Raw genomic sequence first — 23,598 nt, forward strand, 5'->3', positions numbered from 1 at the left:
GTGCCCGGTTTTCGCACGTCGATCACCGGTCCACGAGCCGCGCGGCCAGTACCACGCATGCCAGCTCGCCCTGTTCGCACGGTGACGGGAACCATGCCGTCGTGAACGGGGTGTGAACCCCCCTTTCGAACCGGACACCCAGCCGGACCGCCCGGGGGTGGGCGATCCACCGGACGAGAGGGAAACAGACTCATGAGCTCGTTCCTTCGCTCGGCGGAAACAGATCCGAAGCCGTTACCGCCGATTACCGAACCGGTGCAATACAAACCGGTCTCCTCGCACTTCGCGATAGCACCGCCGGTCAGCGTCGTGATTCCGGCGATGAACGAGGCGGAAAATCTTCCCTACGTATTCAAGACACTGCCCGACTGGATTCACGAAGTCGTTCTGGTCGACGGGAATTCGACGGACGACACGGTGCGGGTGGCCCAGGAGTCGTGGCCGGGCGTGAAAGTGGTCCGGCAGCTCGGCAAGGGCAAGGGGGACGCGCTCATCAGCGGGTTCGCCGCGTGCACCGGCGACATCATCGTCATGGTCGACGCGGACGGCTCGGCCGACGGCGCGGAGATCGTCAGCTACGTCTCCGCCCTGGTGGGCGGCGCGGACTTCGCCAAGGGCTCGCGGTTCGCCAACGGCGGCGGCACCGACGACATGACGCCGATCCGCCGGCTCGGCAACCGGGTGCTGACCTCGGTGGTGAACGCCAAGTTCGGCGCGCGGTACACCGACCTGTGCTACGGCTACAACGCCTTCTGGCGGCACTGCCTGGACGAGATCGCGCTGGACTGCGCGGGGTTCGAGGTCGAGACGCTGATGAACATCCGCGTCGTCAAGGCGGGCCTGAAAGTGCAGGAGATTCCCAGCCACGAGTACAACCGCATCCACGGCGTGAGCAACCTGCGCGCCGTCCGGGACGGGCTGCGGGTCCTGAAGGTGATCCTGCGCGAGCGCGGCACCCGCCGCCACCCGCGCACCCGCCCCGCGATGATCACGGGAGAGGCGTCTTGAGCGTCCGTGTCTCCGTGGTGATCTGCGTCTACACCGAGGACCGCTGGGGCGACATCCTCGCCGCCGTGGACTCGGTGCGGGAGCAGTCCCACCCCGCCCACGAGATCCTGCTCGTGGTCGACCACAATCCGGGCCTGTACGAACGGCTGCGGGCCCGGTTCCCCTCCGGAACCGGCTCGCCACCCCTGCACGTCCTGCCCAACTCGGGGCCGCGCGGCCTGTCCGCGGGCCGCAACACCGGCATCGCGGCGGCCGGCGGCGAGGTCGTGGCCTTCCTCGACGACGACGCGGTGGCCGAGCGCGACTGGCTGCTGCACTTCGCCGAGGGGTACGCCGACCCGCGGGTGATGGCGGTCGGCGGGCGCACCGAGCCGGTGTGGTCCACCGGGCGCCGGCCCGCCTGGTTCCCGGAGGAGTTCGACTGGGTGGTCGGGTGCACCTACCGGGGGTTGCCGCCCGGGAAGGTGCGGGTGCGCAACGTGCTGGGCGGCAACGCGTCCTTCCGGCGGGAGGCGTTCGCCCGCGTCGGGGGGTTCGCCACGCACATCGGCCGGGACGCCGGAAAGCACCCGCTCGGCTGCGAGGAGACCGAGCTGTGCATCCGCCTGACCCGGGCGGTGCCCGAGGCGGTGCTCCTGATCGACGACCGGTCGGTCATCCACCACCGGGTGCCGCGCTCGCGGGAACGATTCGCCTACTTCCGTTCCCGCGCGTACGCGGAGGGGCTGTCCAAAGCGCTGGTCGCGCGCAGCGTCGGCGCCCGGGACGGCCTGGCCACCGAACGCCGCTACACGACGCGGGTGCTGCCCGCCGGGGTCGCGCGCGGCCTGGCGGACGCGGTGCTGCGCCGGCCGGGCGGCGCCGGGCGCGCGGGCGCCATCGTGGCCGGGATCGCGGCGGCGGCGGTGGGGTACGCGCGCGGCAGCGCTCGGGCCCGCCGCGAGGGTGGCGCGTTCACCGTGGGGGCGGGGGACGCGGCACCGGTCGGGAGCGCTCCCGTTACGGAGGGCGGGGCGCCGGGTGATGGCGTTCCGCCGGGCGTCGGGGCTTCCGCGCGCGATGGCGCCCTTCCCGTCGGTGGGGCTTCCGTGCGCCATGACGCGCTTCCGGTCGGCGAGGCTTCCGTGCGCGACGGCACGCTTCCGGCCGGTCAGGCTCCCGTACACGATGCCGCCCTTCCGGTCGGCGAGGCTCCCGTACACGATGACGTTCCTGTGACCGATGAGGCTCTCGAAGGCGACGGCGCTCTCCCGGACGGTCAGGCTCCCGTCCTTGAGGACGGCCCGCCCACCGCCCCGTCCCCCAAGGCTCCTGGGGCTCCGTCCCCCGTCACCGCACGCCCAGAGGAGGCCGCGTGAGAGCCGCCGACACCCGGGTGCCGATCCTCATGTACCACGCCGTGTCACGCGCGCCCGCGCCCGCCACCCGGGAGCTGTCCGTGACCCCGGAGGCGTTCGCCGACCAGATGGCGGTGCTGGCCGACCGCGGCTTCACCCCGCTGACCACGACGGCGCTCGCCTCGGCCTGGCGGAACGGCGGCGCGCTGCCGGACAAGCCGGTGCTGATCACCTTCGACGACGGGTACGAGGGCGTGCACCGGCACGCGCTGCCCGTGCTGGCCCGGCACGGCTTCCCGGCGACCCTCTTCGTCTCCACGGGGTGGCTGCGCGGCGCGCACGACACCGGCGAGGCGCTGGACACCATGCTGGACTGGGACCAGGTGCGCGAACTCGACGCCGCCGGGGTGGAGATCGGCGGGCACAGCCACCGCCACCCGGAGCTCGACCAGCTCGACGACGAGCGGCTGTGGGACGAGGTGCTGCGCTGCAAGCAGATCATCGCCGGGGAACTGGGCGCCGCCCCGGTCTCGTTCGCGTACCCCTTCGGCTACTCGGACCGGCGGGTGCGCCGTACGGTGCGCGGCGCGGGCTTCCGGCAGTCGCTGGCGGTGGGCAACGCGCGGGCGGGCCGCTCCCAGGGGCCGTACGCGCTGGCGCGGATGACGGTGCGGCGGACCACGGACGTCAAGGAGTTCGAGCGGATCGTCGAAGGCCACGGCATCGCGCGGAACTTCGCCCGGGACCGGGCCCTCACCAAGGGGTACGCGGTGGTGCGCAGGACACGTCGGGCGGTGCGGCTGTGCACCCCAGGGCGCTGATCCCCGGGCGCCCGGCCGCGCCCGCGCACACGCACCGACCGGCGGGCCGGCAGAGGGAACGCTTCAGAAAGGGCAGTCGAGCCAGTGTCTGAGACCACCACCCGGTCCGAGGAGCGTGCGGAGCAGGGGCCCGTCAAGGGGGGCCGGAAGTTGCGGTTCCCAGGGGGGCGGGGCGGCGGCAGCCCGCTGTTCCGCAACGCCTACGCCCTGATGCTGAACACCGGCATCTCCGGGGTACTCGGGCTGGGTTTCTGGCTGGTCGCGGCGCGGTACTACACCGAGTCGGCGGTCGGCCAGGGGTCGGCGGCCATCGCCGCGATGAAGCTGCTGGCGGGGCTGACGGCGGTGACGCTGACCGGCGCGCTGGCCCGTTTCATCCCGGTCGCCGGGCGGATGACCGGCCGCCTGGTGGCCGGGACGTACGCGGGAAGTTCGCTGATCGTCGCCTTCGCGGCCGGGGTCTTCCTGGTCACCCTCGATCTGTGGGGGCCGTCCTACCGCTTCCTGCACGGGACGCTGAACGGCCTCGGGTTCATCGTCGCGGTGGTCGCCTGGTCGCTGCTCACGCTCCAGGACGGGGTGCTGACGGGGCTGCGCAACGCGCTGTGGGTGCCGGCGGGCAACTTCGTCTTCTCGGTGGGGAAGCTGGCGCTGCTGGTGGCGTTCGCGGCGGCCCTCCCCACGGCCGGGGTGTTCGTCTCGTGGGTCGCGGCCATCGCGCTGTCGGTGGTGCCGCTGGGGTGGCTGGTCTTCCGCAAGCTGGTGCCCCGGCATGTGCGGAAGACCGAGCGCACCGCCCGGCCGCCGTCCCTCAAGGAGATGGGCCGCTTTCTGGCGGGCGACTACACCGGGTCGCTGTTCTCGCTGGCCGTGGTCTACCTCGTGCCGGTGATCGTCGCCTCGCAGGTCAGCTCGGCCGACAACGCGTACTTCTACATCACCACCACGATCGGCGGCACGGTCAACCTGCTCGCGATCAACATGGGCGCGTCGCTGACGGTGGAGGGCTCGCACGACCCGGCGCGGCTGGCCGCGAACACCCGGGCCGCGCTGGGCCGGATGGCCCGCATCATGCTGCCGGTCGCGCTCGTCCTGTTCGTCGGCGCGCCGCACATCCTGGGCGTCTTCGGCAAGGGGTACGCGGACGCGGCGACGCCGCTGCTGCGCTGGTTCGCGGTGGGGGCCGTGCTGCGGGTGGTGATGGAGGTCTACTTCGCGGTGCTGCGCGCGCAGAGCCGCACCTCCGGGCTCGCCTACCTCCAGGGGCTGCTGTGCTTCCTGGTGCTCGGCCTGACGCTGATCCTGCTGCCCCGGATGGGCCTGACGGGGGCGGGCGTCGCGGAGATCAGCAGCCTGGCGGTGATCGTCTCGATCGCGACCGTGAAGCTGTTCCGCGTCCTGCGCGGCCACCCTTCGGCGCCGCTGTCCAAGACCCCGGCCGAGGGGCTCGCCCCGGACGGGGACCTCGCGGACCTGGCGGTGCACGGTGACCTGGGGGACGCGCCGACGCCGGTCGCGGCGGACCCGGCGGCGGACGAGGCCGAGGAGGAGGCGTCCCGCCGCCCCCGGTGGGCGCGCCGGGCTCTGGCCGACGTGGACACCATGCCGCTGGGCGTCCACGTGGACGTGGACCACCTGGAGCGGCGGCCCGACATGCGGCCCCCGACCCCGCCCCTGGGCGTGCCCGCCCTGGAGGCGGCCCGGACGGATGAGGCCGCGGCCTCGGAGGCGCCGTCCTGGGCCAAGGCGGCGCGGGAGACCGGCGCGGCCGGGGCGCGGGCGCCGGTCCGGCCCCTGTCGCCGGCTGCCGAACGGGCACCGACCGCCGAACGGTCACCCGCCGCCGAACGGTCGCCCCGGCCGGTGCCGGACGCCCCGGCCGGGACCGGGAATCCGAACGGTGGCGACGACGGGAACGGAAGCGGAGGCGGCGGCAAGACTCTCCGGCTGGCCGGTGGGCAGGACGCCGCGTCCCCCACCGCCGCGTCCCCCACCGGCCCCGCGGGATCGCCCCCCGCCACCGCGCCCCCCACGGGAACGGACCCGGCCGCCCCGCCCGGCGCCCCCGTCGTCGTCCTCCCGGACACCGGGGAACCGCCCGCGCCCCCGGCCGCCCCCTGGTGGCGCCGCCCCGAGACCGGCATCTGGGTGCTGCTGGCCGCCGCGCTCGCGCTGTTCTGGCTGCCGCTGCGCGGCATGGGCGACGCCGACCTGAACCGCATGGGCGGGCTGGGCCTGATCACCGTCCTGCCCACCGCGACGCTCATCGGCGCCGCCCTGCTGATCGTGGCGTTCGCCGCCGGGCTGTGGCTGTCCCGGCCGCGCCGGGGCCTGCTGCTGGTGGTGCTGCTCGCGACGGTGGTGGCGCTGCACGCGCTGCCCGCCGTGCTGGAGGCCGAGCCGCGGTTCGCCACGGCCTGGCAGCACCTGGGGTTCCTGGACCGCATCGACCGGGCCGGCACCGCCATCCCGGAGCTGGACGCGCGCTGGAGCTGGCCCGGGTTCTTCGCCCTGGCGCAGTTCGTGGCGGGCGCGGCCGGGGTCACCGACCTGTCCGAGGTGCTGCGCTGGTGGCCGACGGTCATCCAGCTCCTGTACCTGGCGCCGCTGTTCCTCCTCCTGAAGGCCGTACGGGCGGGGTGGCGGGCCAAGTGGAGCGCGGCGTGGCTGTTCGCGCTGTCCGGCTGGGTCGGCCAGGACTACTTCTCCCCGCAGGGGTTCACCTACCTCCTGTACCTGGTCTTCGTCGCGGTCCTGCTGGTGTGGTTCCGCGAGCCGCGGGTGCTGCGCGGGAGGCTGCGGCCGGGCGAGGCCGAGGTGCGGCCCGTCGGGCGCGGGCAGCGGGCGGCGCTGCTGGCGGTGCTGATCGCGCTGTTCGCGGCGGCGGTGGCGGGCCACCAGCTCACCCCGTTCGTCATGCTCGGCGTCCTGACGGTGCTGGTGCTGGCCCGCCGTTCGACGCTGTACGGGCTGCCGCTGCTGTGCGGGGTGCTGGTGGTGGTGTGGATCGGCTTCCTGGCGGAGCCGTACTGGTCCGGGCACTTCGACGAGCTGTTCGGCGGCATCGGCGGGTTCGGCGGAAACGTCACCTCGTCCGTGACCGGCCGCATCGGCAACGGCGACAGCACCCACAAACTCGTGCTGTACACGCGGGTGGCGATGGCCGGCGGGGTGCTCGCGCTGGCCTGCTGGGGCGTGCTGCGGCGGCGCGCGGCCGGGTTCTCCGAACGGTCCCTGCTGACCCTGACGTTCGTGCCGTTCCTCGGCTTCGGGATGCAGTCCTACGGCGGCGAGATGGCGCTGCGGGTCTTCATGTTCGCGCTGCCCGGCGCCTGCCTGCTGGCGGCGCTGGCTCTCTTCCCGCGGGCCACCGGCACCCGCCGGGGCCTGGGGCCGCTCGCCGCCCTGGTGACGGGGCTGGTGCTGGTGATCGGCTTCCTGGTGGCCCGGTGGGGCAACGAGCCGTTCGAACGGATCCGGCCGGGCGAGGTCGCCGCGATGGAGTACGTCTACGCCCACGACAAGCCCACCGTCCGGCTGCTGTGGCTGAGCAACGACACCGTCAACAACGTCACCCCCGCGCTGCCCTGGGGCGCCAGGGACGCCGAGCGGGTGCAGTACGAGCCCACCCTCGCGCCCCGCGATCCCGTGCTGGTCACCCCGCTGGTGGAGAAGCTCGTCGACGCGGGCCCGAACTCGTACCTCATCGTCAACCGGGGCCAGTCCGAGTACCTGCGGCTGGACGTGGGCTACGCGGCGAGCTGGGAGAAGCGGCTGCGCGCCACGCTGGACCGGCGGCCGGAGCTGCGCCGGGTGTTCTCCAACGAGCACGCCGCGCTGTACCAACTCAAGAACGCGCCCACGGGGCCGGTGGCGGAGGCCGCACCCGGCCGGACCGGTCCGGTGGTGACATGGACGCCGTGGTCGGTGATCGGCGGGCTGAGCGCGCTGGTGCTCCTCGCGCTGCTGGCGGTACGGGAGTTCGTCCGCGTGCTGGCGCCGCCCACCGTGCGGCGGCTGCGCCGCCTCCAGGGGACGTTCTGGTTCGCGATGCCTCTGCTGCTGGTCTTCCTCGTCTCGCTGGCGGTGCGGTTCGTGACGTTGTCCTGAGGTGGGCCGGGGGCGGGGCTGCCCGTGACGCTGTCCCGAGGTGGCCCGGGGTGGCGGGCGGGGTTCGTGGCGCACCCGGGCGGGGTGACGTTCTTGACGCTCCCGGGCGAAGTGGCGTGCGGGATTCGTGACGCCTACCCGGGCGGGGTGGCGGGCGGGGCCCGCGCGTTATCTTGCTCGGGCACGGGGCCGCTCCCGAGAGCAAGGGCGGCCCGGCGTAACCGCCGCCTCCTCTGCGTCGCAGCCATGGGCGGAGGCGGTCTCGTCAGCCCGGCGGGGCGTCACAGGCAAGGAGCCGCACCATGGAGGACGCGCAGGACACGGCCGAGCGGCTGCGGGCGATCACAAAGGAGCTGTCGGACCGCTTCTACGAGCGGGCCGACGTGGTGCGCACGCTCGTGGTGACGCTGCTGGCCGGGCAGCACTCGCTCGTCCTCGGCCCGCCCGGAACGGCGAAGTCCGAGCTGGCCCGGGAGCTGACGGGCCGGATCGAGGGCGCGTCCTACTGGGAGATCCTGCTGTCGAAGTTCACCGCGCCGACGCGGATGTTCGGCCCCATCGACGTCGCCGCGCTGGCCCGGGGCGAGTACCGCCAGGTCTACGACGGCCGGGCCACCACCGCGCACGTCGCGTTCATCGACGAGATCTTCAAGTGCTCCACGGCGGCGCTGAACGAGACGCTGGGCTTCCTCAACGAGCGGATCTACCACCCCGAGAACGGCGGCGAGCCGATCCGCTGCCCCCTGATCGGGGCCATCACGGCGAGCAACGAGCTGCCCAGCGGCGAGGATTCGGCCGCGATCTACGACCGGCTGCTGGTGCGGATCGAGGTCGGGTACCTGGAGGACCCCGCGAACTTCGCCGCGCTGGTCCGCTCCGCCGTCAGCCGCCCGGTGGCACCGGCCCGGACGACCGTCGAGCTGGCCGCGTTGCAGCACGCCGTCACCGATGCCGTCCCGGCCGTGGACGTCCCCGACGCGATCGTGGACGCGGTGTGCACGCTGCGGGCCGCCCTGCGCCGCAAGGAGCTCGTCGCCTCCGACCGCCGCTGGCGGCAGGCGGTGGGCCTGCTCCAGGCGTCCGCGTACCTGGACGGCCGCCCGGCGGTCGCCGAGAACGACCTCTCGGTGCTGACGCACGTGCTGTGGGACTCCCCCGCCCAGCGCCCGACCGTCGAGCGCGAGGTGCTCCAACTGGTCAACCCCGACGCCAGGGAGGCGCTCGACCTGGCCGACACCATCGAGGAGCTGGAGGCCCAGCTCGACGCGATGGCCGGGCAGTCCCGCGAGGCGCTGAGCGAGTGGGTCATCAAGAAGGCGCACCACACGCTCGCCATGGCGGGGAAGCGGCTGGAGAAGCTGCGCGCGGAGGCGGCGGGCGCCGGGCGCTCCACCGCCGCCATCGACCGGGTCACCGGCCGCCAGCGCGCCGTCCGCGCCCGCGTCCTCACCGAGGCCCTCGGGCTGGACGCGAGCATGGTGCAGGACCGGACGTGAACACCGGACCGGACCTGAACACCGGGGAACCCATGGACGAGACACCGCGCACGCTCCACGAGCTGGCGAACCGGTCCGGGGCGTGGCTGGCCCCGTCCGCCGATGCGTACGAACGGCACACCGCGGCCGTGGTCGCGGACCGGTTCGACCGGATCGCGTGGCGCGACACCTACGCGCAGGCGGCCGGGCTGCGCGAGCTGGCCGAGGACCTGGACGGCCGCCACGACCACGCCGCCGACCTCCTGGCCGATGTGTTCCTGGCCTCCTACAAGGCCGGCCCGCGGTTGCGCGAGCCCGCGGAGATGGACCCCTCCCGGCTGGTCAACCACCAGATCGTCAGCTCCCTGGTGGAGTCACCGGGATTCGCCGAACTGTGCCGGGAAACGGCCGGCGACCCCTACGCCGCCGCCATGGCCGTGCTCGCCCAGGCCTCCGCGCTGCGCCGGATGCTGGAGAGCGCCACGGGCGCCCGGGAACGGGCCGAGCAGGCGCGGCGGGCCCGGCAGGAGGCCGCCCGCGCGGCGACCGCCGTGGGCGAGGCCCTTCGGCAGGCCGCCGAGGCGGCCGACGGGAACGGCGCCGTGCCGGACCCGGCCGCCGACGCCGTGCGGCAGGCGATCGAGGCCGCCGAAGCCGCGGAGGCCGCCGCGCGGCAGGCCGCCCAGGACGCCGCGCAGGCCCTCGGGGCGGCGGCCCCCGGTCTCGGCGCCACCGCGCGGCAGGCGGTGGCGCGGGCCGCCCGGGCCGTGCGGGAGGAGGCCGCGCTGATGCGGGCGTGGGGCGTGGGCGCCGGCGAGCTGGAGCGGATGCCGTTCGAGGAGCGGTCCCGGCTCGCCGAGCGGCTGCGCACCGGACGGCTCGCCCAGTGGGCCGACCTGATCGGCCGCTTCCGGCAGATGGCCGGCGGCGAGCGCGCCCGCAAGGTGGAGAACGCCACCGGGGAGCTGGTCGGCGTCACGCTCGGCGACGACCTCTCCCGCGTCGTCCCCTCCGAGCTGGCCCACCTCGGCTCGCCCGAGCTGCGGGCGGTGTTCGCCGCGCGGTACGCCGCCGGGGAGCTGATGCTCTACGACAGCCAGGGGGAGCAGGACACCGGCCGGGGCGCCGTCATCGCGTGCGTGGACACCTCGCACTCCATGTACGCGGCGGGGCCCGGCGGCATCACCCGGGAGGCGTGGTCCAAGGCGTGCGCCCTGGCGCTGCTGGACCAGGCCCGGCACGCCAGGCGGGACTTCGTCGGCATCCTGTTCTCCTCCGCCGACCGGACGCGGGTCTTCCGCTTCCCGGCCGGCGAGCCCGCCGGCATCACCCGGGTCCTCGACTTCGCGGAGACCTTCCTCGGTGGCGGCACCAGCTACCAGGCACCGCTGACGGTGGCCGGCGACCTGCTGGAGGAGGAGTTCGACGACGCCGCCCGCTCGCGCGGGGACATCGTGATGATCACCGACGACGAGTGCGACGTCACCGAGGAGTGGATGCGCGGCTGGAAGAAGGCCAAGCACCGGCTGGGCTTCCGGGTCTTCGGCGTGGCCGTCGGCGCCCCGCGCGCCGCAGAGGCCGGTTCGGTCCTGGAGGCGCTGTGCGACAACCTGCGCTCCATCGAGGACCTCACGGACGTCCACGCCGCCGCCGACCTCTTCCGCGTGATCTGACGCGGTCCCGGCCGTCTCCCAGGAGTGGCCGCGACGCTCCCCTCACGACCGCTTCAGCCACCGCGTACCTCTTCCCTCACGACCGCTTCAGCCACCGCACCTCGTACGGCCCCATGGCGAACCGCTGGCCGTCCACGTCCGCGTCGATCCGCCGGTCCTTGGTGTTGACGACCAGGACCTGCCGGTCGGTGGCCAGCACCCGGACGTTGGGCCGGTCGTCGGCCGCGACGTCCACCTCCCGCAGCGGGGTGCCGGGTGGGAAGGCGCGGGAGAAGGCGGCCAGCAGCCGCATCATGGGGAGCCGTCCGCCGCCGTCGTCCAGCTCGGTACTGCGCCACAGGCAGCCGGGGCAGTTCGCGCCGGTGTTCTGCGGGTTCCAGTAGAAGCCGCTGGTGGCGCCGCCGCGGACCATCTCGATCAGGGCGCTCGCCTGGACGGCGGTGCGGCGCGGCTCGCTCCACCCGGCGCGGTCGTCGTTCTCGTCGGCGGTCTCGACGTACCACTCGGCCCACCACAGCGGCAGCCCGGTCTCCCGGCGCAGCCAGCGGCCGACGTCGGCGAATTTCCGCGTGGCGGCGAATTCGTCGGGGACGTAGGCGTCGTCCTTGGTGTAACTGGAGCCGTCCACCACGACGAAATCCGCGCCCGCCTTGTTCCGGTTCCAGTAGCGGATGGCGTCCAGCGCGCGCCGGTCGATGCTGCCCCACGGGCCTTTCAGTTCCGAGGCGTAGGTGTCATCGCCCGGGCGGTAACTGTCCATCACGACGTAGGGGCCGCCGACCCGGTTCTCCTCGTCGGCCTTCTTCAATTCGCGGTAGACGAGGTTGTAGAGGCGGGTGTATCCCTCGTAGTTCCAGCGCTTCTTGCCGTCGTCGAAGAAGCCCTTCAATTCGTTCCAGACGATGAAGTGGCGGACGTCGGGATAGCGCCGGGCGATCTTTCCGGCGAGCTTGGCGAAGTCCTCGTAGTGTTCCGGGTCCGGTGCCTTTTCCAGCTCGCTCCAGCGGGTCTCGCCGGGCTTGCCGCCTTTCATCCAGTCCGGGGCGCAGCACAGGGTGATGACGGGCGTGCCGCCGGTCTTGCGGATCAGGTCGACGCGGCTGTCCAGTTCCTCGAAGTCGTACTCGCCGGGGCGCGGTTCGGGGTTCTGCGCGCCCCAGCCCATGATGTGCTGGTTCTGCGGCAGGCGCTCGGCGGACAGCAGCCGGTCGGCGTCCGCCGTGGCGGTGGCGGTGCCCTGGTCCGCGCTGTATTCGGTGTGCGTGAAGCCCCAGCCGACCTCGGAGTTGTCGCCGCCCGCCTGGGCGGGGCGGTTTCCGGGGGCGGTGGCGACCCCGCCGGGCTCCGTGTCGCCGCCGCCCACGCGCCCCGGCGGGAAGCCGCACATCGCCAGCAGCAGGGCCAGCGCCGCGACCGCGGCACACACCCCACCGGCGATCTTCCAGCTCCAGCGCCCCCGCCTCGTCGTCCTCACCCGTGTCCGACCATGACGTTCCCCACCATGACGTCCCACAATTGGCAAGCGTAGCCAGCTTCCCATCCGATACGGCCGGTTTCGCGGGAACGGTTGTGCGGTGATGGCATTCCCCATGGACGGGAGACGCCCATGGGGTGACGCGGAGTTCCCGGCGGCGGAGCGGGGCGTCCGGTGGTGGCCGATGGCGCCCGTAGGCGTCCCGATCCCGGCGGCGGACGCGCGGAGGAGCCGGGCCGGTGCCGCCCGGCGGGCCCGCCCCGTTCGCGAGTGGCGAACGGCCCGGAAACGCCCGGGAACACCGTGGAAACCCGCCGGAGGCGGGAAAACGCCGCGCGCCCGGGCACACACGGCGAAAACCCATGTACGCGCCGGGTTTCCGTGCTGGATCATGGCGGCATGTGTGCCGACCACGAGCGGCCGTCCGCCGCCGAGGAGTCCCTGCCGATCCGTCTGACCATGGACGACGGCGATTCACCGTCCGACGTCATCGACGCCCTCTTCCTCGGGCGCTTCGCCACCGGCCAGCAACCGTACGCCCGCAGCCGCTCCGTCGAACGGGTGCGGGCCGGCGCGACCCTGCTGCCGCCCGGGGCGGAGGTCCTGCGCTCCGCCCGGGACGAGGACCGCGGCGCCGTCCTCGCCCAGGGGCAGGGCTACACCCTCCTGGTCTCACGCTGGAACCACGGCGCGGAGGTGACCGTCACCGCCCTCACCGACGAGCTGGCCCGCACGGTGCTGGAGCGGGCGACCGACGGCGCGGAGGACGCCCCGGAGCCCCGGCCCGACGACGTCACCATGGGTTTTTGGTACTTCTCGCCGCGCCGCGGCCCGTACCGCACCACCCGCCAGATCTCCGCCGGCACCTGGGAGGAGATCCGGCCCAACTACACGGCGCCGGTGGCCGGGGCGCTGGACGGGCTGATGAAGGTGGTGCCGCAGGAGATCGCCGGTCGGCTGCTGCTGCTGCACGGCCCACCGGGCACGGGCAAGACCTCGGCGCTGCGCACCCTGGCCCGCGCGTGGCAGGACTGGTGCCAGGTGGACTGCGTGCTGGACCCGGAGCGGCTGTTCAACGACGTCGGCTACCTCATGGACATCGCCATCGGCGAGGACGACGGGCCGGGCCAGGGCCGGTGGCGGCTGCTGCTCCTGGAGGACTGCGACGAGCTGATCCGCGGCGAGGCCAAGCACACCGCGGGGCAGGCGCTGTCGCGGCTGCTGAACCTGACGGACGGGCTGCTCGGGCAGGGCCGCAACGTGCTGGTCGGCGTGACGACCAACGAGGACCTGGAGCGGATGCACCCGGCGGTGGTGCGCCCCGGCCGCTGCCTGGCGCGCATCGAGGTCGGGCCGCTGACCCGCCGCGAGGCGGTGGACTGGCTGGGCACGGAGGACGGGGTCGGCCGGGACGGCGCGACGCTCGCCGAGCTGTTCGCGCTGCGCCGCGGCAGCCGCCCGGCCTCGGTCCCCGCCCAGGAGCCGAGCACGGAGGCGGGGCTGTACCTGTAGCGACCGGTGGGGCGGCGCGGACCCGCGCGGCCGGTGGCGGTCGGTGGGGGCGGTGCCGATCCGTGCCGTCCGTAGTGATCGGTGGGGGTGGCGTGGACCCGCGCCGTCCGTAGTGATCGGGGGGAGCGGTGCGGATGCGCGCCGCCCCCACCCCCGCCCCGCACCCCGCCGGTAAGGAGCGTCCGGGCGTTCTTTCCCCGTCCCGCTCCCCCTTTCGTGTCCGCGGAACAGCGCTCTCCCGAACACCAGAACACCGCACACTTCCTTTTCCCGCCGTTCCGGTGGTTTGACCAACTCCCGCCGGAAATGCCGCGGAACGCCGATAAAATAGTTTCTCGTCGGATTCTTTCGCAGGCGGCGCACCCCGGAACACGGCGGGGCGGCACGGAACACCGCAGGGCCCGCGCACCTTCACGAAACCGCGGAACTCACCGGAGGGCACCGCGGCACCCCGCACGCGTCCGCTCCCGGAATTCCCGCGCGGAATTCCGCGAAAGCACCGGCATTCCCCGCCATTTCTCCCCCGGAGTCGATGATGTCGGTCGCGGTCACCGGTGCCACGGGATTTCTCGGACTGCACCTCCTGCGTGAACTCCTCCAGCGCGAGGAGCGCGTCATACTGCTGGCCCGCGCGCACCGCCTGCCCGCGTCGGACCGCGTCCTGCGGTTCCTGCACGCCTCGGGGATGCCGGCGGCCGAACTCCGGGCGGTGCGCGGGCGGCTGGAGACCGTGGAGGCCGACGTCCGCCGGCCCCGGCTGGGCCTGTCGCGGGAGGCGTTCCAGCGGCTGGCCGACCGCGTCGACGTGCTGTGGCACTGCGCCGGCAACGTCTCCTTCTCCGACCAGGACGCGGACGTGCGGGCCACCAACGTGGACGGCACCCGGCACGTCCTGGAACTGCTCACGGCGGGCGCCCGCGCCCCCCTGCTGTGTCACGTGAGCACCGCCGCGGTCGCGGGCGCCCGCCGTCACGGCACCGTGTACGAGGGCGAGCTGGACGCCTCGTACGGCTTCCAGACCCCGTACGAGCGCTCCAAGTACGACGCCGAGGTCCTGGTGCGGCGCTGGGCGGACGAGTGCGGCGGCCGGGCGGCGGTGTTCCGGCCCAGCGGACTGGTCACCCGGCAGCCCGCCTACCCGGGACGGCCCTCGCACCCGCTGCGGACGGCCGCGGAGGCGGCGGCCCTCGGGCTGCGCATGTTCCCCCAGCTGGCCGTGCCCGGCGAGGAGGTGGTCGTTCCCGTGGAAGCGGACGCGCGGGTCAACGTGCTGCCGGTGGAGCACGCCGCGTACGCCATGGTGGAGGCCCCGCGCCGGAAGCCCCCGGAGGGCACGGACACCTACCACGTGGTCCACTCCCGCGACACGCCGATGTCCGAGGTGATCGCCGCGTTCGCCGAGCACCTGGGGGTGGGCTCCGTCCGGCTGGACCCCCGCCCCGCCACGTCCGGGTCCCCCGCGATACGGGCGGCGGGCGAGGCGTTCGCCATGTACGCGTGCTGGGCGCGGGTCACCCGCCGGTACGACGACGGCAACCTCGCCCGGCTGGGGCTGGCCTGCCCCGAGCGGCCGGTGGTCGACAAGGACTACCTGCTGGCGTGCCTGCGGTAGGCGCCTTCCCCGCACGTCGGACGTCCGGCCCCGAACGCACCGCGCCGGGCCCCGGCCCGTTCCCCACGCCCCGGTCCCGTGGGCGCGCCCGCCCGCCGGCGAGCGGTTCGTCCCGGGCGACGGGCGCGGGCCCGCGGCACCGGCAGCCGCCCGGCCCCTCCCCCGCACCGGCGCCCGCCCCTCCCCCGCACCGCGCGCCCGGCAGCACCCCAACCCGTACGGACACAGGAGCACCCATGACCGTCCAGCCTTCCGCCCCCTACGACACCCCCATCGCCCTGGTGGGCGCCGCCTGCCGGTTGCCCGGCGGCATCACCTCCCTGGATACCCTCTGGGCGGCGCTGCGCGCGGGCCGGGACCTGGTGACCGACGTCCCGGACGACCGCTTCGACGCCTCCCGCTTCCTGGACCCCGACCCCGCCCGGGCGGGCAAGGCGTACACCATGGCCGGCGGCTACCTGGAGGACTTCCGCGGGTTCGACGCGGGGTACTTCGGCATCTCCCCGCGTGAGGCGACCCGGATGGACGCCCAGCAGCGGCTGCTGCTGGAGATGTCCGTTGAGGCGCTGGACGACGCCGGGCTGGACCCGGCGCGGATCGCGGGCTCGGACGCGGCGGTCTACGTGGGCTGCTCGGGCTCCCCGCAGGCGTCGCTGATGGGCAGGCTGCCGCCGGGGGACATCGACGCGTACTCGATGTCCGGCGGCGCGGTGTCCAACACCGCCAACCGGCTCTCGCACTTCTTCGACCTGCGCGGCCCCAGCATGGCCGTGGACACCGCCTGCTCCTCGGCGCTGACCGCGCTGCACCACGCGTGCGAGGCGCTGCGCGCCGGGCGCAGCCGGCTGGCGCTGGCGGCGGGGATCAGCCTGCTCCTCAACCCGGAGCCGTACGTGGGCTTCTCCAAGGCGTCGATGCTCTCGCCGACCGGGCGCTGCCGGGTCTTCTCGGCGGACGCGGACGGGTTCGCGCGGGCGGAGGGCGGCGGCGTGGTCGTGCTCAAGCCGCTGCCGGACGCGCTCGCCGACGGCGACCGGGTGCACGCGGTGATCCTGGCCTCCGGCGTCAACGCGGACGGCCGCACGGCGGGACTGGCGCTGCCCAGCGGCGACGCCCAGGAGGCGCTGCTGCGCGAGGTCTACACGCGGGCCGGCATCGCGGCCGACTCCCTGGTCTACTTCGAGGCGCACGGCACCGGCACGCCGGTCGGCGACCCCGCGGAGTGCGAGGCCATCGGCCGGGCGCTGGCGGCGTCGCGGACGCGCGGCCCGCTGCCCATCGGCTCGGTCAAGAGCAACCTGGGCCACCTGGAGGCGGCCTCGGCGCTGCCCAGCCTGCTCAAGGCCTGCCTGGTGCTGCGGCACGGCGAGATCCCGGCCACCCTGCACGCCGAACCCCTCAACCCGCGCATCGACTTCGCCGCCCAGCAACTGGAGCCGGTGCTGGCCGCGCGTCCGCTGGAGGAGCGGGCGGACGGCGCGGTGGTCGGCGTCAACGCCTTCGGGTTCGGCGGCGCCAACGCGCACGCGGTCCTCGGGGCGCCGCCGGACGCGAGCGGGGCGGGTGGTACCGCCACGGGGTGCGCGGAAAGCGGGCGGGCGGTCTCGGTACGGCGGGCCGCGACGGCCACCGGCCCGGACGAGTCGGCGTCCGCCGGTCGCTCCCCGGTCGGTGCGGCCACCGGCCCGGACGGGCCGGCGACCTCCGGCGGTCCGCGGCCCCCCACCCCCCTCCCCGTCCTCGTCTCCGCCCGTTCCCCCGAGGCGCTGCGGGCGGCGGCCGAGCGGATGGCGGACCATCTGGACGGCGTGCCCGCCGAGGAGTTCTATGACACGGCCCACACCGCGTGCCGGCGGCGCGCGCGCCATCCGCACCCCGCCGCCGTGCTGGCCCGCACCCCCGCCCAGGCGGCGGAGCGGCTGCGGGAGTGGGCGCGGTCGCCGGTGCCGGGCCCGTCCGCCGTCCCTGGGCGCGATCGGCCCGGCGGGACGGTGTTCGCCTTCTCCGGCAACGGCTCGCAGTGGGCCGGTATGGGGGCGGACCTGCTGGCGGAGCCGGTGTTCCGGGCGGCCGTCGAGGAGGCGGACGCGGTGCTGGAGCCGCTGCTGGGCTGGTCGGTGGCCGGGGAGCTGGCCGCGCCGCCGGAGCGGTCGCGGATGGACCGCACGGAGGTGGCGCAGCCGGCGCTGTTCGCCGTGCAGTTGGGGCTCGTCGCGATGCTGGAGCGGCGGGGGGTGCGGCCGGACGCGGTGTTCGGGCACAGCGTGGGGGAGATCGCCGCCGCGTGCGTGTCCGGCGCGCTGGACCTGCCGGCCGCCGCCCAGGTGGTGGTGGCCCGCAGCCGGGTCCAGGCGGTGACCGCCGGGACGGGGCGGATGGCGGCGGTCGGACTGCCGGAGACCGAGGTGCGCAAGGCGCTGCACCCCTACGGGGACCGGCTGGAGGTCGCCGCCGTCAACAGCGCGCGGGACGTCACCGTCAGCGGGGACCTCGCCGCGCTGGAGGAGCTGGGGCGGGAACTGGGCGCGCGGGACGCGTTCTTCCGGCTGCTGGAGGTGGACCACCCGTTCCACAGCCGGGCGATGGACCCGCTCGCCGCGCCGCTGGCGGAGGCGCTGGACGGCCTGCGGCCCGGCACCGCCCGGCTGCCGTTCGTCTCCACCGTCACCGGGGAGCGGGCCGGCGGGCCCGGCGAGCCGCCGCTGGACGCCGCGTACTGGTGGCACAACGTCCGCGAGCCGGTGCTGTTCGCCCGCGCGGCCGGGAAGGTCCTCGCCGACGGGCACGACGTGCTGGTGGAGATCGGGCCGCACCCGGTCCTGCGGACGTACCTGCGGCGGGCCGCCGAGGCGGCGGAGCGGCCGGCCGCCGTCGTGCCCACGCTCCTGCGGAACCGCCCGGGACCGGCCGCGGTGGACGCCGCGGCGGCCGGTGTGGTCGCGGCCGGAGCGGCGGACTGGTCGGCGTTCTTCCCCGTGCCCGGCCGGGTGACCGACCTGCCCGCCTACCCGTGGCAGCACGAGCCGTACGACATGGTCTCGCCCCACTGGTGGACCCGCACCTGCGGTGACGGCGGCCTCGTCCACCCGCTCCTCGGCGAGCGGGCCGCCGCGCTGGAACCGGCCTGGCACCACCGCGTGGACCCGGCCCGCCTGCCGTGGCTGGCCGACCACCGGGTCGGCGGGACGGTGCTGGTGCCCGCCACCGGATACGTGGAGATGGCGCTAGCCGCCGGGCGGCACGCGTTCGACGCGCCCGTGGAGGTCACCGACCTGACCTTCCAGGTGCTGGCGCTGCCCTGGGACGACCCCGGAATGGACGTGTGGCTCCAGACCTCGCTGTCGGACGAGGACGGCGTGCTGCGGGTCGGCAGCCGCACCGGCGACGCCGGGCGCTGGCAGCCGCACGCCCGCGCGCGGGTGCGCCGGCTGCTGCGCCACCGCCCGGACCCGCTGGACCTGGACGCGCTGCGCCGCCGCCTGGGCCCGCCCGGGCCGGGCGCGGACCTGTACGCCCGCACGCGCCGGGCCGGGATCGGGCACGGCCCCGCCTTCCAGGTGCTGGACCACCTGCGCACGGGCGACGGCGAGGTGCTGGCCCGCTACGCCGCCGAGGACCTGCCCGCCGACGGCTACCACGCCCATCCGGCGGTGCTGGACGGCGCGTTGCAGGCGGGCTGCCCGCTGCTGGCGCCGGTCGTCGCGGACGGGCAGGCGTTCCTGCCCGCCGCCGTGGACGCCGTCCGCGCCTGGAAGCCGCTGACGCCCACCGGGCACTTCCACGTCCGCAGCCGGGCGACCGGCTCGCTGGAGGCCGAGTGGGACGTCACGGTGACCGACGAGGAGGGCGCGGTCACCCTGGAGCTGACCGGGTGCCGGCTGCGCCGGTTCGAGGGCGGCGGGCGGACCCCGGTCCGTACGTACGTCACCGAGCTGCGCGCGGCGCCGCGCCCGGACGCCGTGGCCCGGCGCAGCGCCCTGCCGCACCCGGGCGAGGTGGCCGCGACGGCCGAGGCGGACGGGCTCGCGGCGCTGTCCCCCCGGGACCGCGCCGCCCTGCGGGAGTGGCAGCTCCGGGTGCGCGAGCTGACCGCCCACTTCGCGGCCCGCGCGCTGGCCGAGATCCTGCCGGGCGGCACGCCCGTGACGCTCGACGCGCTCACCGCGGCCGGGGTCCGGCCCGAGTACGGCAAACTCGTCGACCTGCTGCTGGGCATGGCCCGGCAGCACGGCCTGGCGCGCGGCACGGGCGACTTCCTCGACGGCGCGGCACAGGAGCTGACCGGCCGCGCCCGCCCCGCCGAGCTGCTGCGCCGGCTGGCCCGGAACGGCCACGACCACGCGCCCGAGATCGCCGTCTACGGGATGTGCGGCAGCCACCTGGCCGATGTGCTGCGGGGCCGGTGCGACCCGCTGGAGCTGCTGTTCTCCGAGTCGGGCCGGCACCTCACCGAGGAGCTGTACTCCTCCTCGCCGCTCTCCGCGGCCACCAACCGGACCACCGCCTCGTGGGTGCGCGCCATGACCGCCGCCTGGCCCGCGGGCCGTCCGCTGCGGGTGCTGGAGGTCGGCGCGGGCACCGGTGGGACCACGGGGTCGGTGCTCCCGGTCCTGCCCCGCGACCGCACCCGGTACGTCTTCACCGATGTCTCCCCGGCCTTCATCCCCCGCGCGCAGGCGCTGTTCGCGGACCACGACTTCGTCGAGTACCGGGCGCTGGACCTGGACCGCGACCCGGCGGAGCAGGGGTTCGCCGAGGGCTCCTTCGACCTCGTCGTCGCGGCCAACGTGCTGCACGCCACCGCGGACGTGCGGCGGTCGCTGCGGCGGATCGCGCACCTGCTGGCGGACGGTGGCCATCTTCTGGCCCAGGAGGTGCACGACACGCAGACGGTCGCCCTGGTCTTCGGCCTGCTGGGGAGCTTCTGGGACCACACCGACCTCCAGGAGCGCCCGGCCACGCCGCTGCTGTCCCCGGGGCGGTGGTGCGCGCTGCTGTCCGAGTGCGGCTTCGACGGCGTGGCCCGGGCGCACGCGGGAGGCGACCTCTCCGGGGGGACGTCGGTGCTGCTGGCCCAGCGGGCGGACCGGGAGGCCGGGAGCCCGTCGGAATGCGGGATGAGCGTGCGGGAGGACGGGGTGGACCGGGAGGCTCGGGAGAGCGTTCCGGCCGCCCGCGCGGAAGGGGGACCGCCCGCCCGGCGGCGGACCGGGCCCGCGCCGTCCACCCCGTCCGCGTCGTCCGCGTCGTCCGCGCCGTCCGCCTTGGTGGCCGCCCCACCGGCGCACCCCGCCCTTCAGGACGGAGCCGGGCCCCTCACCGCGCACCCGGACGCGCCGTCCTCGTGGATCGTCGCCGCGGAACCCGGGTGCGCGCTCGCTCCCGCGCTGGCGGCGGCGCTGACCGACGCCGGGTACACCGACGTCCGCACCACCGGGCCGGACACCGGGCCCGAGGCGTGGCAGGCGCTGCTGCCCGCCGACACCGCGTCGATCGGCATCGTGCTGGTCTCCGGCTTCGGGTCCGGCACGCCGGTGACGGACCCGGGCGAGGCCACCGCGCGGGCCGTGCGCCACGGGGCGGCGCTGCGCGCGAGCAGCGACGCCTGCGCGCGGCTGGCGTCGTCCGCGCACCGCTGCCTGTGGCTGGTCGTGCCGGGCGGCGGCGCCCCGGCGCCCGAGCCCCTGGACCCGCCGCACGCCGCCGCCTGGGGCATGGCCCGGTCGCTCGCCAACGAGCGGCCGTGGCTGACGATCCGCCGGGTGAGCGTGCACGACACCCAGGGCGGGAGCGGCCCGCCCGTCCACCGGGTCCTGCGCGAACTGCTCGCCCCGGACGACGAGGACGAGGTGGTGCTCGGGCCCGGCGGCCGGTTCGTCCCCCGCGTGCGGGAGCGGCGCTCGGCGCTCGCCGCGCGGCCCTGGGACGGCCCGTACGCCCTGCGGGTGCGTGCGCCGGGACCGGCCCACCGTCTGGAGTGGCGGCCGGCCGACGAACCCGCCCCGCCCGGCCCCGACGAGGTGGCCCTCGCGGTCCGCGCGGTGGCCCTGAACTACCGCGACATCATGCAGGCCCAGGGCCTGCTGCCGCCGCAGCCCGGCAGGGACGGCGGTGACGAGCACCCCACCGGCTACGAGTGCGCCGGTGTGGTCACGGCCGTCGGCGAGCGGGTGACCGCCTTCGCGCCCGGCGACCGGGTGTACGCCATCGCCCCGGGCGCGCTGCGCTCGCACGTCACCGCGCACACCGCGCTGGTCGGCGCGATCCCCGATCATCTGGGCTTCGCCCAGGCGGCGACGCTGCCCATCGCGTTCCTGACCGTCCACCACGGGCTCGGCGAACTGGCCCGGCTCGCCCCCGGCGAGACGCTGCTCGTGCACGGCGCGGCGGGCGGCGTGGGCCTGGCCGCGCTCCAGTACGCCCGGATGCGCGGCGCCCACGTCATCGCCACCGCCGGCACCCCGCACAAGCGCAACCTGCTGCGCCTGCTGGGCGTGGAGCACGTCGCGGACTCGCGCGGCCTGTCCTTCGCCGAGCGGGTCGTGGACATCACCGGGGGCCGCGGGGTGGACGTGGTGCTCAACTCCCTCAGCGGCGAGGCCATCGGGCGGAGCCTGGAACTGCTGCGGCCCGGCGGCCGGTTCGTGGAGCTGGGCAAACGCGACTTCCACGCCAACGAGCGGCTGCTGCTGCGCCCGTTCGCGCGGGCCCTGTCGCTGTTCGCCGTGGACATCAAGGAGACGCTGCTGGCCCACCCCCGGCAGGCGGCGGACCGGTTCCGGGAGGTCACCGAGCACATCGCCGCCGGGGACTTCCGGCCGCTGCCGCACCGGGTCCGGCCGGCCTCGGAGGCGGCGCGGGCCTACGAGACGGTGCGGCACTCGCGGCACATCGGCAAGGTCGTGGTGTCCCTCGAACGGCCCCCCGCCGTCGAACGCCCGCGCCCCGCGCCGCGCGTCGGCCCGGAGGGGACCTACCTCGTCACCGGCGGGCTCGACGGCTTCGGCACCGCCACCGCCCGCTGGCTCGCCGAACGCGGCGCCCGCCGGCTGGCCCTGGTCGGCCGCCGGGGACCGGACACCCCGGGGTGCGAGGAGCTGCTGCGGTCGCTGCGCGCGGCCGGGGCGGAGGCGGTCCCGTACGCGGCGGACGTCACCGACGCGGCGGCGATGCGCGCCGTCTTCGACGCGGCCGAGGCCGCGGGGCACCCCGTGCGGGGCGTCGTGCACGCCGCCATGCAGATGGACGACGCGCCGGTCTCCGAGCTGGACGACGAACGGTTCGCGGCGGTCCTGACGCCCAAGATCAGCGGGGCGCTGGTGCTGGACGAACTGACCCGCGAGCGCCCGGTGGACCTGTTCGTCCTGTACTCCTCCGGTTCCGCGCTCTTCGGCAACCCGCGCCAGGTGCCCTACGTCGGCGCCAACGTGGCCGTCGAGGCGCTGGCCCGCGCCCGCCGGCGGCGCGGCCTCCCGGCCCTCACCGTGGCCTGGGCCGCCATCGAGGACACCGGTTACGTGGCGCGCACCGGCCTGATCGACAGCCTCGAACGGCAGGGGCTCGGCTCCATGACCTCCCGGGAGGCCTGCGCGCATCTGGACGAACTGCTCGCGGACGACGGCACGGAGGTCGCCGCCGTCGGCGTGACCGCCTGGGACCGGCTCCGCTCCTTCTGCCCGGCGCTGGACACCCCGCGCATGGGGCTCGTCCTGCCGCCGGACGAGGACGTCGCCGGGCACAGCGCCGAGGAGTTCCGCCGCCTGCTGGCCGCCGCCGCGCCCGAAGAGGCCCGCCGACTCGCCGTCGAGGCGCTGACCGAGCTGACCGCGGCGGTCCTCCAGACCCTCCCCGAACGCGTCCCCGTGGACCGGCGCCTGGACGAACTGGGCATGGACTCCCTGATGGCCGCCGAACTGATGGTCTCCGTCCAGCGCCACTTCGGCTGCGAGATCCCCACCGTGGAGGCGACCTCGGGGCCGACCCTGCTGGACCTGGCGGACCTGGTGCTGCGGCGGCTGGGGAACCAGGGGGCGGGGGGGTCGGCTGGAAGTTCGGCCGGGGCTCCCGCGGAGGCTTCGGCGGGGGCTCCCGCGGAGGCTTCGGCGGGGGCTTCGGCGGGGGCTCCCGCGGAGGCTTCGGCGGGGGCTTCGACGGGGGCTTCGACGGGGGCTTCGACGGGGGCTTCCGCCGGAGACGGGCCGGGGACGGACGGGACGGCGGGTCCGGGGGCTCGGGGAGCCCCGGCGCGGGTCCCCGAGCAGGCCGCGGGCGGTGCCGGCCCTGGTCTCCCCGAGGACGGGGAGCGGCGGGCGGCCCCGGGAAACCGGGAACGGTGACGGGGTGACGCCGTGCCGGGCGGTGCCGTCCGTTTCGGGCGGTGCCGGGGGGCCTGTGGCGGGCGGCGTCGGGGGCCTGTGGCGGGCGGTGTCGCGGGGCCCGCTTCGGGCGGTGCCGGAGGCCTCGCACCGGCCGGTGTCACGGGCACCGCGCCGTCCGGTGATACGGGCCCCGCGGCGGCCGGTGCCGGAGGCCCTGCGGCGGATGGTGTCGCGGGGGGGATCTGCGGCGGACGCCTC

The 23,598-nt window shown here is 75.3% G+C and carries 9 protein-coding genes and 1 pseudogene; 9 read left to right on the top strand and 1 reads right to left on the bottom strand.

The features are described from left to right. Window positions 1-192: 192 nt before the first annotated feature. The 6 genes and pseudogenes from ABZX96_RS29500 to ABZX96_RS29525 all read left to right on the top strand — a co-directional run bounded on the left by ABZX96_RS29500 (window position 193) and on the right by ABZX96_RS29525 (window position 10,424). Window positions 193-1,008, top strand: a complete 816-nt coding sequence (locus ABZX96_RS29500; protein WP_355550262.1) for a glycosyltransferase family 2 protein — start codon at window positions 193-195, stop codon at window positions 1,006-1,008. Further along, a pseudogene (locus ABZX96_RS29505) lies at window positions 1,005-1,970 on the top strand (glycosyltransferase family 2 protein); the annotation flags it as partial. The gene ABZX96_RS29500 and the pseudogene ABZX96_RS29505, both read left to right, overlap by 4 nt. A gap of 425 nt (window positions 1,971-2,395) precedes the next feature. Beyond that, complete coding sequence (locus ABZX96_RS29510) at window positions 2,396-3,166, top strand: polysaccharide deacetylase family protein (protein WP_355550296.1); 771 nt, start codon at window positions 2,396-2,398, stop codon at window positions 3,164-3,166. Window positions 3,167-3,250: 84 nt separating this feature from the next. Beyond that, window positions 3,251-7,276 carry a lipopolysaccharide biosynthesis protein gene (locus ABZX96_RS29515; protein ID WP_355550264.1) on the top strand — a complete coding sequence of 1,342 codons (4,026 nt, stop codon included), beginning with the start codon at window positions 3,251-3,253 and terminating at the stop codon, window positions 7,274-7,276. Window positions 7,277-7,578: 302 nt separating this feature from the next. Next, entirely contained in the window at window positions 7,579-8,772 is a 1,194-nt protein-coding gene (locus ABZX96_RS29520) for an AAA family ATPase (protein ID WP_355550265.1), read from the top strand. A gap of 32 nt (window positions 8,773-8,804) precedes the next feature. Beyond that, window positions 8,805-10,424, top strand: a complete 1,620-nt coding sequence (locus ABZX96_RS29525) for a VWA domain-containing protein (protein WP_355550298.1) — start codon at window positions 8,805-8,807, stop codon at window positions 10,422-10,424. A gap of 76 nt (window positions 10,425-10,500) precedes the next feature. Here the strand turns inward: ABZX96_RS29525 and ABZX96_RS29530 are convergent, their stop codons facing one another. Continuing rightward, complete coding sequence (locus tag ABZX96_RS29530) at window positions 10,501-11,898, bottom strand: xylan 1,4-beta-xylosidase (protein ID WP_355550267.1); 1,398 nt, start codon at window positions 11,896-11,898, stop codon at window positions 10,501-10,503. 399 nt (window positions 11,899-12,297) lie between these two features. On the opposite strand from ABZX96_RS29530, the gene ABZX96_RS29535 reads away from it, so the two are divergent. From ABZX96_RS29535 to ABZX96_RS29545, 3 genes are all read left to right on the top strand, one after another. Further along, on the top strand, window positions 12,298-13,410 hold the full coding sequence (locus ABZX96_RS29535; RefSeq protein WP_355550269.1) for a DUF5925 domain-containing protein: 1,113 nt from the start codon (window positions 12,298-12,300) through the stop codon (window positions 13,408-13,410). 535 nt (window positions 13,411-13,945) lie between these two features. Next, a complete protein-coding gene (locus ABZX96_RS29540; protein WP_355550270.1) occupies window positions 13,946-15,022 on the top strand; it encodes an SDR family oxidoreductase in 1,077 nt (358 codons plus the stop codon). 236 nt (window positions 15,023-15,258) lie between these two features. Next, window positions 15,259-23,358: an SDR family NAD(P)-dependent oxidoreductase gene (locus ABZX96_RS29545; protein WP_355550272.1), complete on the top strand. Its 8,100-nt coding sequence runs from the start codon at window positions 15,259-15,261 to the stop codon at window positions 23,356-23,358. Window positions 23,359-23,598 lie beyond the last annotated feature (240 nt).

Origin of the sequence: Streptomyces sp. NPDC003077 (genome assembly GCF_040611095.1) — a bacterium.
In the GTDB taxonomy this organism is placed as follows: domain Bacteria; phylum Actinomycetota; class Actinomycetes; order Streptomycetales; family Streptomycetaceae; genus Streptomyces.

What these genes read in the sequence shown, in the direction of transcription:
- ABZX96_RS29545 (WP_355550272.1), top strand. Translation starts at nt 15,259, where the DNA reads ATGACCGTCCAGCCTTCCGCCCCCTACGACACCCCCATCGCCCTGGTG.
- ABZX96_RS29535 (WP_355550269.1), top strand. Translation starts at nt 12,298, where the DNA reads ATGTGTGCCGACCACGAGCGGCCGTCCGCCGCCGAGGAGTCCCTGCCG.
- ABZX96_RS29510 (WP_355550296.1), top strand. Translation starts at nt 2,396, where the DNA reads ATGTACCACGCCGTGTCACGCGCGCCCGCGCCCGCCACCCGGGAGCTG.
- ABZX96_RS29500 (WP_355550262.1), top strand. Translation starts at nt 193, where the DNA reads ATGAGCTCGTTCCTTCGCTCGGCGGAAACAGATCCGAAGCCGTTACCG.
- ABZX96_RS29540 (WP_355550270.1), top strand. Translation starts at nt 13,946, where the DNA reads ATGTCGGTCGCGGTCACCGGTGCCACGGGATTTCTCGGACTGCACCTC.
- ABZX96_RS29520 (WP_355550265.1), top strand. Translation starts at nt 7,579, where the DNA reads ATGGAGGACGCGCAGGACACGGCCGAGCGGCTGCGGGCGATCACAAAG.
- ABZX96_RS29525 (WP_355550298.1), top strand. Translation starts at nt 8,805, where the DNA reads ATGGACGAGACACCGCGCACGCTCCACGAGCTGGCGAACCGGTCCGGG.